The sequence below is a fragment of the Vibrio penaeicida genome, from assembly GCF_002933855.1.
In the GTDB taxonomy this organism is placed as follows: domain Bacteria; phylum Pseudomonadota; class Gammaproteobacteria; order Enterobacterales; family Vibrionaceae; genus Vibrio; species Vibrio penaeicida_A.
Genome location: NZ_BFAQ01000022.1, coordinates 48290 through 61780 on the forward strand (window position 1 = coordinate 48290; position 13491 = coordinate 61780).

The 13491-nt window shown below is 42.9% G+C and carries 10 protein-coding genes; all 10 read left to right on the forward strand.

All coding sequences use genetic code 11. The features are described from left to right. Window positions 1-136 precede the first annotated feature (136 nt). The 10 genes from VPNCDNU1_RS12905 (at window position 137) to VPNCDNU1_RS12955 (ending at window position 13342) form a co-directional block, all read left to right on the forward strand. Window positions 137-1111, forward strand: a complete 975-nt coding sequence (locus VPNCDNU1_RS12905) for a TAXI family TRAP transporter solute-binding subunit (protein WP_371410793.1) — start codon at window positions 137-139, stop codon at window positions 1109-1111. A gap of 211 nt (window positions 1112-1322) precedes the next feature. Then, window positions 1323-2339, forward strand: a complete 1017-nt coding sequence (locus VPNCDNU1_RS12910) for a substrate-binding domain-containing protein (protein WP_167404785.1) — start codon at window positions 1323-1325, stop codon at window positions 2337-2339. Next, window positions 2336-5014 carry an ATP-binding protein gene (locus tag VPNCDNU1_RS12915; RefSeq protein WP_104400693.1) on the forward strand — a complete coding sequence of 893 codons (2679 nt, stop codon included), beginning with the start codon at window positions 2336-2338 and terminating at the stop codon, window positions 5012-5014. Before VPNCDNU1_RS12910 ends, VPNCDNU1_RS12915 begins: the two co-directional genes overlap by 4 nt. Next, entirely contained in the window at window positions 5001-6197 is a 1197-nt protein-coding gene (locus tag VPNCDNU1_RS12920) for a hybrid sensor histidine kinase/response regulator (protein ID WP_167404786.1), read from the forward strand. Before VPNCDNU1_RS12915 ends, VPNCDNU1_RS12920 begins: the two co-directional genes overlap by 14 nt. A 218-nt stretch (window positions 6198-6415) precedes the next feature. Then, entirely contained in the window at window positions 6416-7414 is a 999-nt protein-coding gene (locus tag VPNCDNU1_RS12925) for a BMP family lipoprotein (RefSeq protein WP_101115212.1), read from the forward strand. 291 nt (window positions 7415-7705) lie between these two features. After that, window positions 7706-9247, forward strand: coding sequence for an ABC transporter ATP-binding protein (locus VPNCDNU1_RS12930; protein ID WP_104400695.1), 1542 nt, complete (start codon window positions 7706-7708; stop codon window positions 9245-9247). Continuing rightward, the gene (locus VPNCDNU1_RS12935) at window positions 9247-10344 is read left to right on the forward strand and encodes an ABC transporter permease (RefSeq protein ID WP_104400696.1); all 1098 of its coding nucleotides are present in this window, start codon (window positions 9247-9249) and stop codon (window positions 10342-10344) included. The genes VPNCDNU1_RS12930 and VPNCDNU1_RS12935 overlap by 1 nt, the downstream gene beginning before the upstream one ends. An 11-nt stretch (window positions 10345-10355) precedes the next feature. Beyond that, complete coding sequence (locus tag VPNCDNU1_RS12940) at window positions 10356-11330, forward strand: ABC transporter permease (protein ID WP_104400697.1); 975 nt, start codon at window positions 10356-10358, stop codon at window positions 11328-11330. A gap of 307 nt (window positions 11331-11637) precedes the next feature. After that, a complete protein-coding gene (locus VPNCDNU1_RS12950) occupies window positions 11638-12942 on the forward strand; it encodes an inosine/guanosine kinase (RefSeq protein WP_104400699.1) in 1305 nt (434 codons plus the stop codon). 130 nt (window positions 12943-13072) lie between these two features. Further along, entirely contained in the window at window positions 13073-13342 is a 270-nt protein-coding gene (locus tag VPNCDNU1_RS12955) for a Rho-binding antiterminator (protein WP_104400700.1), read from the forward strand. Window positions 13343-13491: the final 149 nt, after the last annotated feature.

Genomic DNA, 13491 nt, shown 5'->3' on the forward strand with positions numbered 1-13491 from the left:
TGTTTTACGATGAAAATTTCGCATACTAAATTAGACTATGTTATTTGTTAAAGTTGTAAAACTTACGTAAACGGAACTATGTTTCCAGAGACAGAAACGCATGTGTGTGCATGCTAACCAACAGAAGGAAAGGGATATGACGTTCTTGAAAACGGCTTGTGTTGTGATGGGGTTGACTGGTGCATTGGGTTTAGCAACAACCGCGAACGCAGCTGATGACTTTGTAACTATTGGTACAGGTGGCGTAACAGGTGTTTACTACCCAACGGGAGGCGCTATTTGTCGTCTGGTGAATAAAGGGCGCAAAGACCATGGTATTCGCTGTTCTGTAGAGAGTACTGGTGGTTCGGTTTATAACATCAACACGATTCGTGCTGGCGAATTGGATTTGGGTATTGCTCAATCAGATTGGCAGTATCATGCATATAATGGTTCAAGTAAGTTTGAGGACAAAGGACCATTTAAGGATCTTCGTGCTGTATTTTCTGTACACCCAGAACCGTTTACTGTCGTAGCGCGTGCAGATGCAGGCATTAAGACATTTGAAGATCTAAAAGGTAAACGAGTAAACATCGGTAACCCAGGCTCAGGTCAGCGCGGTACGATGGAAGTACTAATGGGCGAGCTAGGTTGGACAATGAAAGACTTTAAACTTGCTTCAGAACTGAAAGCTTCTGAGCAGTCTAAAGCACTTTGTGACAACAAAATTGATGCAATGATCTACACAGTTGGTCACCCAAGTGGTGCAATCAAAGAAGCGACAACTTCTTGTGACAGTGTGATTGTAGAAGTAAGTGGTCCTACTGTGGCGAAACTTATTGCAGATAACAGCTTCTACCGCGTAGCAACCATCCCTGGTGGTATGTACCGCGGCAATGCGGAAGATGTACAAACATTCGGTGTTGGTGCAACGTTCGTAAGCTCTACTGATGTAAAAGAGAAAGTGGTATATGAAATCGTGAAAGCGGTATTCGAAAACTTCGATACCTTTAAACGCCTTCACCCTGCATTCAACAACTTGAAAAAAGAAGAAATGGCAAAAGATGGTCTGTCTGCGCCTCTTCATGCTGGTGCAGCTAAATACTACAAAGAAGCGGGCTTAGTGAAATAAATCACGTCGCTTTTTGTTCAAAACCCGCTTAACTAAGCGGGTTTTTTTATCCCTGATATTTTTTTTGTCTCTGATAAACAGTGAAAGTCGTTCAGCCGTACGTGATGTTTTTTTCTTTACGGCTCAACGTATTCAATCTATTGGTAATTTACACATAATGCGTGATGACTGTCTATACTGAATGAAAGGTATGATTGAGATGGAATTTACTATGCTAATAGCTCTCTTTAAACAAGCCGTGGCGCGAGTTCTCATAGCGCCTGCTCTTTTGCTTGTCTTTTCTATCCCCAGTGCAATTGCAGAAGAAAATAATAAACGAACCTATTATTTTGTAGGCGCTTTTTTAGCTCACCCCTATGTCCGTGATATCAAGTTAGGCTTTAAATACGCCAGCAAGAAACTGAATGTGAATATTGCCACGCTTGGACCCCAAGGACCGGATTGGGATGCTCAATATAAAGCAATGGAAACCGCCATTGCCGCCAACCCTGACGGTATTATCGTCCCTCTTTGGGTGGATAATGTCGTGCCATTAATAGTGGAAGCAAGAAAGAAAGGCATCGAAGTCATAGCTATTGAAGCGGCACCTGAAAACCACAATGCCAATACCTATATTGGGTTGGATAACTATCAGGCAGGTCTCTTAACAGCCCGTGAGCTCGTACGTATTGGTGGTAATAAAGGTAAGCTCGGTTTAGTTCTTAATTTAGCCAGTAATACAGCCTTAAAAAAACAAGGTGTCATCGATGGCTTAAAAGATACGGAATGGGAAATCGTTGCTGAAGTGGACGACAAAACCAATACCGATCAAGCGAGTCAAGTCACCATGAAGCTATTACGTGACCATCCCGATCTTAGTGGGTTAATAGGACTGAATTCCAGCTCTGGTGTAGGGATAGGAAATGCGATAGGCCAGCTAGGATTAATGGACAAAGATTTGGCAATAGTAGTCCATGATCGGGAAGACACGGTTCTCGAATTTATAGAAAGCGGTGTGATTGATTCTTCTATCGTAGCGAAAACGGCAATGATGAGTTATCTCTCTATTTCCCTATTGGAGGATTATCACAACCGAATAGATGATGACATTCCAGTAGCTAATGATATCTCATCCATTGGCATCACGCTGCTTCCTGAAGTAGTGAACATTGGTGCGGTCGTCGTCAATCAAGAAAATGTTGCTCATTTTTTACGAAAAAATCTAGTAAATAGCTGGAAGGCTAAATGACCTTTAAAACCAAACTTTTTGTTTTTACTCCGCTATTGGTCGCGCTCACAATCGTCCTTTCGATTGTCGCTTCCAATGTGCTGATGAGAAGTGAGATTAATCGTCAAAATGAGGCGCGTTTGCATAACGCCACAAGCTCTCTGCAAAGACGAATTTCAGATGACTTTCCTCATATTCATCGCCAATATGAAGCCTTTCGCAATAGTGGATCTACACAATTCTTAATGGGTGTGGAGCGAGGTAGTATTTTTACGGCTGAAGATTTTATTGGCGTACTCACTTTCTACCCAGATGTTCGGGAGTACTTACTTGAGTTTTCTCGTCTTTATGATATTTCCAGCTATGCGATTTACCTACCGGCTGATCCTAATTCTTCTTCCCCAGTATTTGATGAAAACGTCAACTATCTCTACGCGCAATTCAATGGTCAATTAGATGGGCTCATCATCAATGAAACCACATTGATTCGTTGGGACTCGCGTAACTTTTTACGTAAAAAAAACATCGAACCCATTCTTAACTTTCCGAAGAAATTTGTTGGATCTGCTCGAACAGAATTAACGACATTGTCGGACGGCAGTATAGGTATTAGCTACAGCTTCGAACTTGATAACGGCGGTGTGTTGGTATTGCAAAGGAGTTGGGATTTTGACTTGGCGATTCAGGAAGTGGACTTAGGGGTAGAAATCACCTTATACGATGAATCTAGAAATCGAATAGACGGCTCTAATTTGTTTACAAAACTTGAAGACGATATTCGAATTGGTACAGGGAAAAAGCAGTTAGACCTTAAAGATATTGATGGGCAGACTCACACGGGTCTTGCATCCACCATTAAAGATAAAGGTGTTGTGCTTGGGTATTTGGTTACCTCTATTTCTCAACAAGTCATAGAGGACGCCACCAAGCGTGTTGCCGTATTGCTGATCGTTTCTGGTTTGGTTTTAGTCCTGCTTGCTGCAGCGATTGCTATCTTAATGGCGCGCTCTTTCATTGAGCCGATTTCCCAGCTAATTAAAGACTTTAGTGCGATTGCTAACGGTAACATCAATCACAAAATCAATATCACCCGACGTGACGAATTCGGTGAATTAGCCCGTAATTTTTACTTCATGCAAAGTGCCATAAAAGACAACATCACCGAGCTGAATCTAAAGATTCAGGAGCGAGATGTTGCAGAAAGAAAAGTTAGAAAGCTCAATGAAGAATTAGAAGACCGGGTGATGTTAAGAACGGAAGAATTGCGTCATGCGGTTAATGAAATGGAGAAAGCCAAAGAAGGCGCTGAAAAAGCGAACCAAGCCAAGTCTGAGTTTTTGGCCAATATGTCCCATGAAATCCGCACTCCGATGAATGCGATCCTTGGATTTTCTGAAATTCTTCATTCAGAAGAAGCTAACCCTAAAAAGCTCAACTTCATCAATAAAATCAGAACATCAGGCAAAGCGCTTCTTCATCTTATTAATGATGTTTTGGATTTGTCAAAAGTGGAAGCCGGTAAACTTGAATTTCATATGGCGCCTACATCAGTGTCCAAAATGTTTGAAGAATTGCACGATATGTTCGACCACAAGGCGACCAGTAGTAATCTTGCGCTTATCTATGAAATCGAAAAAGGTATGCCCGAAAGTCTGCTTATGGATGAAAACCGATTACGGCAGGTCTTCATCAACCTGATTGGTAATGCCGTAAAGTTCACCACGCAAGGTTTTGTAAAAGTCACGGCTCGAGCTGTTCCTGTCGAAGAAGACTTTAGGCTGGAATTTGAGATAGAAGATACAGGGATAGGGATTAAAAAAGACCAGATAGACAAAATATTTGGATCATTTGAGCAGGCAGAAGCAACGGAAAGCCGCTTTGGTGGAACAGGTTTAGGGCTTGCCATTAGTAAACAAATCATTGAATTACTGGGAGGACAAATTTCGGTCTCTAGCGAATTTGGTTCAGGTACAACGTTCAGTGTGACTCTGCCATTGGTTAAGCCAGCTAAAGCGATTGAAGGAGAGGCAACCCCTGTAGATGAAAACCTCATTGTTTCATTTGAACCTGCCAAAATTTTGATAGCGGATGACGTGGATTATAACCAAGAAATTCTGGCTCAGTTTTTAACGGATTTCCCATTCACGATTGACTATGCCGATGATGGCATCCAAATGCTAGAAAGGGTAGAGAAGTGCGCGCCCGACTTGATTTTGATGGATATAAAAATGCCCAATATGGATGGTCGAGAAGCATCTGAAATATTGAAAAATGATACTCGCTATCAGGATATACCAATTATTGCCGTGACGGCGTCTGCATTGTCGGAATCACTCGAAAGTCACATAAAGCATTGTGAAGGCTGTATCACGAAACCTGTTGATAGAGATAGTCTTATAGAGGAGCTTAAGAAATTCCTTGCCTATACTAATGTGAGTAGGGTGGGGAATGGCGCAGTAGCATTGCAATCACAATCTATTGAAGTAGAAGGGGAAATAAGAGTACCTAGTGGGGAAGTGCTTTCCAATATTCGAACATTAGCTGTCGATGGGTTTATAGATGACATCCAAGATATGGTGCAGCCTCTTGCAAATGATTTCCCAGAGTTTACAGAACGCGTCGTTAAATTCGCTCACGAGTTTGATGATCAGAAAATAATCGATATGGTGGATGATTACATTAATGAGCGACCATGATATTTCAATACTTATAGTGGACGATAGCCCATCAAATTTAGGTGTCGCTTCCGGCTTTTTAAGAGAGCTGGGTTATAAGATTGCCACTGCAAATAATGGTAGAACTGCATTAAATCGGGTAGAGAGAATCAAGCCTTCGTTGATTCTTTTGGACGTAAATATGCCTGAGATGAATGGTTTTGAAGTCTGCCAAATTCTTAACAGCAACCCTGAATTCGTTGATATTCCAATCATTTTTCTTACAGCGTTAACAGACCAAGATGCGAAAGAAAAAGCCTTCTCTTCTGGCGCAGTGGATTACATAAGTAAACCTTTTCAAAAGAAAGAGCTGATTGCTCGCGTGCAAAATCATTTGAGTATTAGCCAATCTAAAAGAGAGCTTGAGAATTTAGTTCAAGAAAAGACAGATGCGCTAATTCAGCTTAGAAGCACGCAAAATAAGTTGGTGGAATCTGAGAAAATGGCCTCATTGGCTAAGTTAGTGTCTGGTGTGGCTCATGAAATGAATACGCCTATAGGGAATTGTATCAGTACATTTTCAGCTATAAGAGACACCATTGATACGTTAGAAAATTCGATTGAAAGCGGTGCTCTTTCTAAGAGCAATATGGTCTCAACGTTAGAATCTATACGTGATTTCACCACGATTGGCCTTAACAATACATCGAAGCAATCTCGCTTGATCGATTCATTTAGGGAATTGGACGCCGTCGGTGCCGAAACCCGAGTTCAACCAGTGAACGTTGGGCGTTTTATGACAGAAGGTTTGGAGTCGGTCGCAACAAGGGAAGAGCTAGGGGTGAGCTTCAAAGTGGAGTGCGATCCCGCACTTACAGTCAAACTCAACACTTGGATTGTTCATGATGTTCTACAAAAGCTGGTTACCAATACCTATCACCACGGCTTTTCTGGAGACAATCATGGGGAAATATGGGTCAATGTACGTCACAATAATGGGCAATTAGAAGTGGATTACAGTGATGATGGGCGTGGTGTTTCTTCTGATGTAGAGGAAACATTATTTGAACCTTTCATTACTACGGAGAGGAGTCAGGGATTCGTCGGGCTCGGATTACATGTCGCCTATATTTTGGTTACTCAATACCTCAAAGGGCGAATTGAGCTGATAAAATCGTCAAAAGGAGCACGCTTTACCTTTTGTTTTCCATGCGAAATATCCTAGTGAATGTTGCAACTTGTGAACAAATTGTTGGTTTTGTATACAAGAATTGTGCTCAAAATAATGATGCAAACGATTAACTATTGTTCGAATTGAATATGTTCTTCTTCACAGTCGTGAATCATGTCAAGAATCTGTAAAAAATTGGGCGATAATTACACAGGTAATTGGGGATAGGTGCTAATTTTACTACTTTATACCAAATGACATGGAGAAATTGGATGATGACCTTTAAGTCAGTCGCGGTAGGTGTAGCGCTTGGACTAGCAACTTTTGCTTCTCAAGCAGCAGATTTTAAACCGTCAGTGATCTTTGATATGGGCGGTAAATTTGATAAATCTTTCAACCAAGCGGCTTACAATGGTGCGGAAGCATTTAAGAAGGACACAGGAATTAAGTACGGTGAGTTTGAAATCACTAACGAAGCACAACGTGAGCAAGCAATGTTGCGTTTGGCTCAACGTGGTCATGATCCTATTGTGGCAGTTGGTTTCCAGCAAGCACCTATCGTTGAAAAAGTAGCGAAGCAATTTCCAAAAACGAATTTCGTTATTATCGATTCAGTGGTAGACCTTCCAAACGTTCGTAGTGTTGTGTTTAAAGAACACGAAGGTTCTTTCCTTGTAGGTGCTCTAGCGGCAATGAAGAGTGAATCAAACGCTGTTGGCTTTGTAGGCGGTATGGATATCCCTCTTATTCGTAAGTTTGCTTGTGGTTATGAGCAAGGTGCGAAATACATCAGCAAAGACACGAAAGTTGTGCAAAACATGACAGGTTCTACGCCTGCAGCATGGAACAACCCAACGAAAGGTGCTGAACTGGCTAAGTCTCAGTTCGACCAAGGTGTTGACGTTGTTTACGCAGCTGCTGGTGGTACTGGCGTTGGTGTTTATCAAGCCGCAGTTGATGAGAAAAAATACGCGATCGGCGTAGATTCAAACCAAAACCACCTTCACCCTGGCGTGATGCTAACGTCTATGGTTAAGCGTGTGGATGTTGCTGTTAAAGATGCATTTATGGATGCTTACGCAGGTAAATTTACTTCAGGTGTTCAATCTCTAGGCCTGAAAGAAGAAGGTGTAGCGTGGGCTCTTGATGAGCACAATGGCAGCCTAATTGGTCCAGACATGGCGTCGAAAGTAGAACAAATCCGTGACGACATTATCGCGGGTAAAGTTGTTGTTCACGATTACTTCTCAAATAGCGCTTGTACTTACTAATATACTAGTAAGAAATGCCGGACATGGCTGATCTGTGTCCGGTTTTTTATTTTCTGAACCCCAAGTATTGAATATAAATATAATTGTCAATACTGGTGGTGCGGTGGCAGATGTTGCTGGATTATATTGCGAGAATAAGCGATAGAAAATGAAGAAATAATTCGATGAATTGAATTCAACGAGCTTTTCAAAAATCGCATTTATAATCTTAAAGTCTAAATATTTGTCGTTGCAAAGATACACAAAAACCAACGTTAGTTATCGATTCATTCAGTCACTCAGGGAGAGAGAATGAGCAGTCCTGCCATTGAGTTAAAACTCGTTAATAAGCGCTTTGGCGCGGTTTGGGCAAATAAAGATATTAATTTTGCTGTCCAGCCAGGCACCATTCACGGCATTGTGGGGGAGAACGGTGCAGGTAAATCGACGTTAATGTCGATCTTGTACGGCTTTTATGAGGCGGATTCGGGATCCATTCACGTTGATGGAAAGCAAGTCGCCATAAAAAACTCTCAAGACGCCATCGATCTTGGAATCGGAATGGTTCACCAGCATTTCATGTTAGTAGAAACCTTTACCGTTATAGAGAACATCATGCTTGGAGCTGAAAGCCACAGCTTGATTTCCCATAGCGCAAAAGATGCTGAACAGGCATTACATGAAATTGAAACTAAGTACGGTCTAGAAGTTGATAACCATGCGCTGGTTTCCTCGTTGCCGGTTGGTTTACAACAACGAGTCGAGATATTAAAAGCACTGTATCGTGGTGCGCGTATTCTTATCTTGGATGAACCTACAGGGGTTCTTACACCACAAGAAACCGAACAGCTTTTTGATATTTTACGCACCTTAAAAGAGCAGGGTGTCACCATCATATTGATCACCCATAAGCTAAAAGAAATTATGTCGGTAACGGATAATGTGTCCGTTATGCGAGCAGGTGAAATGGTAGCGTATCGACAGACAGCTGAAACCAATCCGCAAGAACTTGCTGAATTAATGGTTGGTCGTAAAGTTCTTCTCAATGTCGATAAATCAGAAGCAAAGCCGGAAGAAACGCGCATTGAAGTGAAAGACGTCAGCTATTTTGATGACCGTGGCGTCAAGCGTCTCAAAAACCTTAACTTCCATGTCAAAGCAGGAGAAATCCTTGGAGTGGCAGGTGTTTCTGGTAATGGTCAGTCCGAGCTTCTTCATGTACTTTCCGGCACGTTGGTGCCTCAAGAAGGCGAGCTTAGGGTTTCGACTTCCAAAGGTTCGCACCAATTTACTTCGTCTGCGACCCGTGATGCTGCACTTATGCGTGAACTGAGTATTGGTCACATACCGGAAGACCGTATCAAGCAGGGGTTGGTGAAAACAATGCCTGCGGCAGAAAATGCCATTCTTGGTTTTCATCACAATGAAGAATACGGCTCCAAACTTCTTGATTTGAATGCCATTGATGGCGCGACACGCGACATGATGGAGCAATATGACGTAAGACCCGTCGATCCACATCTTAAAAGTGCTAACTTTTCCGGTGGTAATCAACAGAAGCTGATTATTGCGCGTGAGATGCTTAAACATCCAGATGTTATTTTGGTTGGTCAACCAACACGTGGTGTTGATATTGGTGCTATCGAATTTATTCATAAAAACATCATTGCAGCCAGAGATAACGGCGCTGCGGTACTTCTTGTTTCCACCGAGCTGGACGAAATAATGTCTCTGTCTGACCGAATTATCGTAATGGTCGACGGTGAGATTTCGGGTGAAGTTAAAGCGAGCGAAACCGACGAGAAAGGTCTTGGTTTGCTCATGGCCAATGCCAGTGCTGAAGGAGAAGCATAATGAACAAGACCGTACCTGGATGGGTAAATGTAGCGCTGGTTCCGCTGCTTCAGTTGATTCTCGCTTTGGTGGTATCTAGCCTCGTCGTGTTATTGGTTGGAGAAAGCCCTATTGCGGCATTCTCTGTGATGATTAAAGGGGCGACTAACCTTGAATATGGTGGTTTAAGTAACACGCTTTACTATTCTACAAACTTTATTTTCACGGGTCTTGCCGTGGCTGTCGCTTTTCACGCTGGCTTATTCAATATCGGTGGTGAAGGGCAAGCGTATATAGCCGGTTTAGGCATCGGCATACTAATGTTGTTGCTTGATGGCATTTTGTCCGTCTGGTTGATGGCTCCGCTCGCGATTATCGTTGCTGCGGCCTTTGGTGCGCTTTGGGGCGCAGTCCCAGGTTACCTACAAGCTAAGCGTGGATCGCACATTGTTGTTACCACCATTATGTTCAACTTTATCGCGTTTTCGGTAATGGGGTACGCATTGGTCGAGCATATTGCTAAATATGGTGGTAACTCGACAGATTCACGTTATTTCAACCCTGAGGCGGTCTTCCCGAAGCTGCATGAATGGGGTGCTGCAAACGGGTTTGAATTGCCATTTTCCCTACTTAACCCATCGCTGCTTATCGCGCTAGTCATGGCGTGGTTAGTATGGCTGTTATTGTTCCGCTCTCGTTTGGGCTATGCCATCCGTGTCGTTGGGCAAAATGCGTCTGCTGCGGAATATGCAGGTATTAATGCAAAGAGAATCATCATTATCGCGATGACCATATCTGGTGGTTTAGCGGGCATGATGGCCGTTAACGAAGTGTTTGGTGCGCATAACCGCCTAATTCTAAACTTCACCGGTGGCTTTGGATTTATAGGCATCGCTGTGGCGCTTATGGGGCGAAATCACCCTGTTGGAATCATTATTGCTGCGATTCTGTTTGGTGCTTTGTATCAAGGCGGAACCGAGCTGCAATTTGAAATGCCGAGCTTGAACCCTGAACTCATCATGGTTATCCAAGGCTTGGTTATCTTCTTTACAGGTGCGATGGATAGACTTATTCGCGAGCCAGTAGAGCGGCTCTTTACTCGTCAAGCGAAAGCATAGGAGGTGTGACGATGGAAATTTTTAACTGGCTATTGTCCACTTTTGATTCGACTATCCGTTTGGCAGTGCCGCTTATATTTGCAGCCATGGCTGGGATATTTTCAGAGCGTTCTGGTATTGCTGATATTGGCCTCGAAGGCAAGATGTTGTTCTCTGCGTTTGTTGCTGCGGCAACGGCTTATGCACTTGGTTCGCCGTGGTTGGGATTGTTGGCAGGTATTGGTGCGTCTGTTCTATTGGCACTTGTTCATGGTTATGCCTCAATCATTCAGAAGGGTGATCAAATCATTTCAGGTTTGGCGATCAACTTTTTTGCATCCGGAATGACGATAACCCTAGGGCATGCGTGGTTCTCTAGAGGCGGTCAAACCCCAACGCTGCATAACGATCAACGTTTCTTACCTATTGACTTACCTGGCGCTGAGTGGTTAGGCGAAAATGTTCCTGTTATTGGTCCGATTTACTCTGAACTGATTTCTGGGCATAACATTCTTGTCTACCTCGCGTTTGTTGCGGTTATTGCGACTTGGTGGGTATTGTTTAGAACTCGCTTCGGCTTACGCGTGCGTGCGGTTGGTGAAGAACCTAATGCTGTAGATACGGCGGGTATTTCAGTATTCTCGTTACGCTTTAGAGCCGTACTCGTGACAGGTGTGCTGTGTGGATTAGCCGGTGCTTATCTTTCTACTGCCCAGAACGCGGGCTTTGGTAAAGAAATGACAGCAGGGCAAGGTTACATTGCATTAGCGGCGGTGATATTTGGTAAATGGCATCCTAAAGCAGCGTTTTTCGCCTGTTTACTGTTCGGTTTCTTATCGGCACTAGAAACACGCATGCAAGGTGTGGAAATCCCACTTGTTGGTGTACTTCCAACTCAAGTATTCTCTGCGTTGCCTTACGTTTTAACCGTTGTTCTCTTAGCTGGCTTCATCGGAAAAGCCGTTGCTCCTAAAGCGATTGCCAAGCCATACACTAAAGAGCGATAGGGAATCAATAAAGAGATTTTTTGGAATCTATTCAATTACCCACTAAAAGCCAGTTGAGGAATCAATTGGCTTTTTTATCGACTAAACGATTCAGAATGGAAGATGACCTATACTTTTATATAAACTCAATTTGGTTCGCTGATTTAAGAAAAGCAAAAAAGAAAGCTAAACTGGAAATTGAGCTAAATCGGTATAAAGTTCTTTAAATCAAAGAGCAAACGTTTGCCTTTTTTGGTGATATTGCCGCTCATTAACATGCGAGCTACAATCGCGCTCCCAACTTGTCCCTTAATAAGTTTTATTGATTATGAAGTTTCCCGGTCAAAGAAAATCTAAACATTACTTTCCAGTGCATGCGCGTGATCCATTGGTGACACAAGCACAAGAAAGCAAAAAAATGGCACGTACTCACATTGTTGGTATCGATCAGACTCTCGTGGATATTGAAGCCAAAGTGAGCGATGAATTTATCGAAAAATTTTCTTTGAGTAAGGGACACTCACTGGTTATAGACGATGAAACCGCAGAGAGTTTGTACAACGAGCTAAAAGATCAAGGGTTGGTCACCAATGAGTTTGCTGGTGGAACGATTGGAAATACTTTGCACAATTACTCGGTTCTTGCAGACGACAAATCCATCCTATTAGGGGTAATGAGCCAAGATATCAAGATCGGTAGTTACGGGTATCGATACCTATGCAATACATCTAGCCGGATGGATCTTAATTATTTACAAGGAGTGAACGGTGCCATTGGTCGCTGCTTCGCTTTGATCAGTGAAGATGGTGAACGTACCTTTGCAATCAGTGAAGGTCATATGAATCAGCTAAAGCCGGATAACATCCCAGAAACCATTTTCAAGAAAGCTTCTGCACTGGTTCTTACTGCCTACCTTGTGCGATGCAAGCCGGGCGACCCTATGCCTGAAGCAACAATGCAGGCTATTGAATACGCGAAAAAATACGATGTGCCCGTTGTGCTTACTTTGGGAACAAAATACGTTATTCAAGACGACCCTGAGTTTTGGCAAACATTTTTGCACGATCACGTATCGGTCGTGGCGATGAATGAAGATGAAGCGGAAGCGTTAACGGGGGAAAGCGATCCGCTTTTAGCCTCCGATAAAACACTTGATTGGGTGGATTTAGTGCTATGCACCGCGGGCCCAGTTGGATTGTACATGGCGGGGTTTGCCGAAGATACAGCAAAGCGAGAAACGTCACTTCCGCTGCTACCTGGGGCTATTGCAGAGTTCAACCGCTACGAATTTAGCCGACCAGTTCTAAAAGCCAATACCGCAAACCCTATTAAGGTGTATTCGCACATTGCGCCTTATATGGGTGGTCCAGAGAAAATAAAAAATACAAATGGTGCAGGCGATGCAGCTCTTTCAGCGCTGTTACACGACATGGCAGCTAACCGTTACCATAAAGAAAACGTGCCGAATTCAAGTAAACATCAGTACCCGTACTTAACGTATTCTTCTTTCTCTCAGGTATGTAAATATTCGAACCGCGCAAGTTACGAAGTCTTGGTTCAACATTCACCTCGTTTATCGCGAGGCCTTCCAGAGCGTGAAGATAGTTTGGAAGAGGCATACTGGGAACGCTAACTTTATTTCAATACTTTGACACTAATACTTTGAAAGCCGCCTATTTAGGCGGTTTTCTTGTTTTATTCTCTACGTTTTATGCCATGATTAATTCAACCCAAGTGCAGAATGTATAAGGAGTGGATTCGATATGATCAGTTGCGATAAATACGACTTCATTGAGCTGGCATGCCTATTCAAATTGAAAGTGAGCTTAGATATGTTGTCTGGCGAACAAATAGAGGGGGTAGCTCACAATACAAAAATTGGTGCTGATCGCGTGGAGTATTTGATTCTCACACACTGGGTCGTAGATGAGACTGATGCCAACGAAACAGCTGTACGGCTTGATGATATACATACAATGAGTGCAAAAACGCCCAACCCACACTTCACAACTATTCACATTAATGATGTTTAATGATTTTCCGTGCGGTATCCCCTTACTAGTTAGCTAGGTTGGTAATAGAAAGGTTTAGATATTAAGTTTCAATAAGTTAGATATTATCTGGTGCGGATTATTGCCTCCGTCCTTCAACGTTTTCTATCCCATTTTAATTCTCGGTCTTC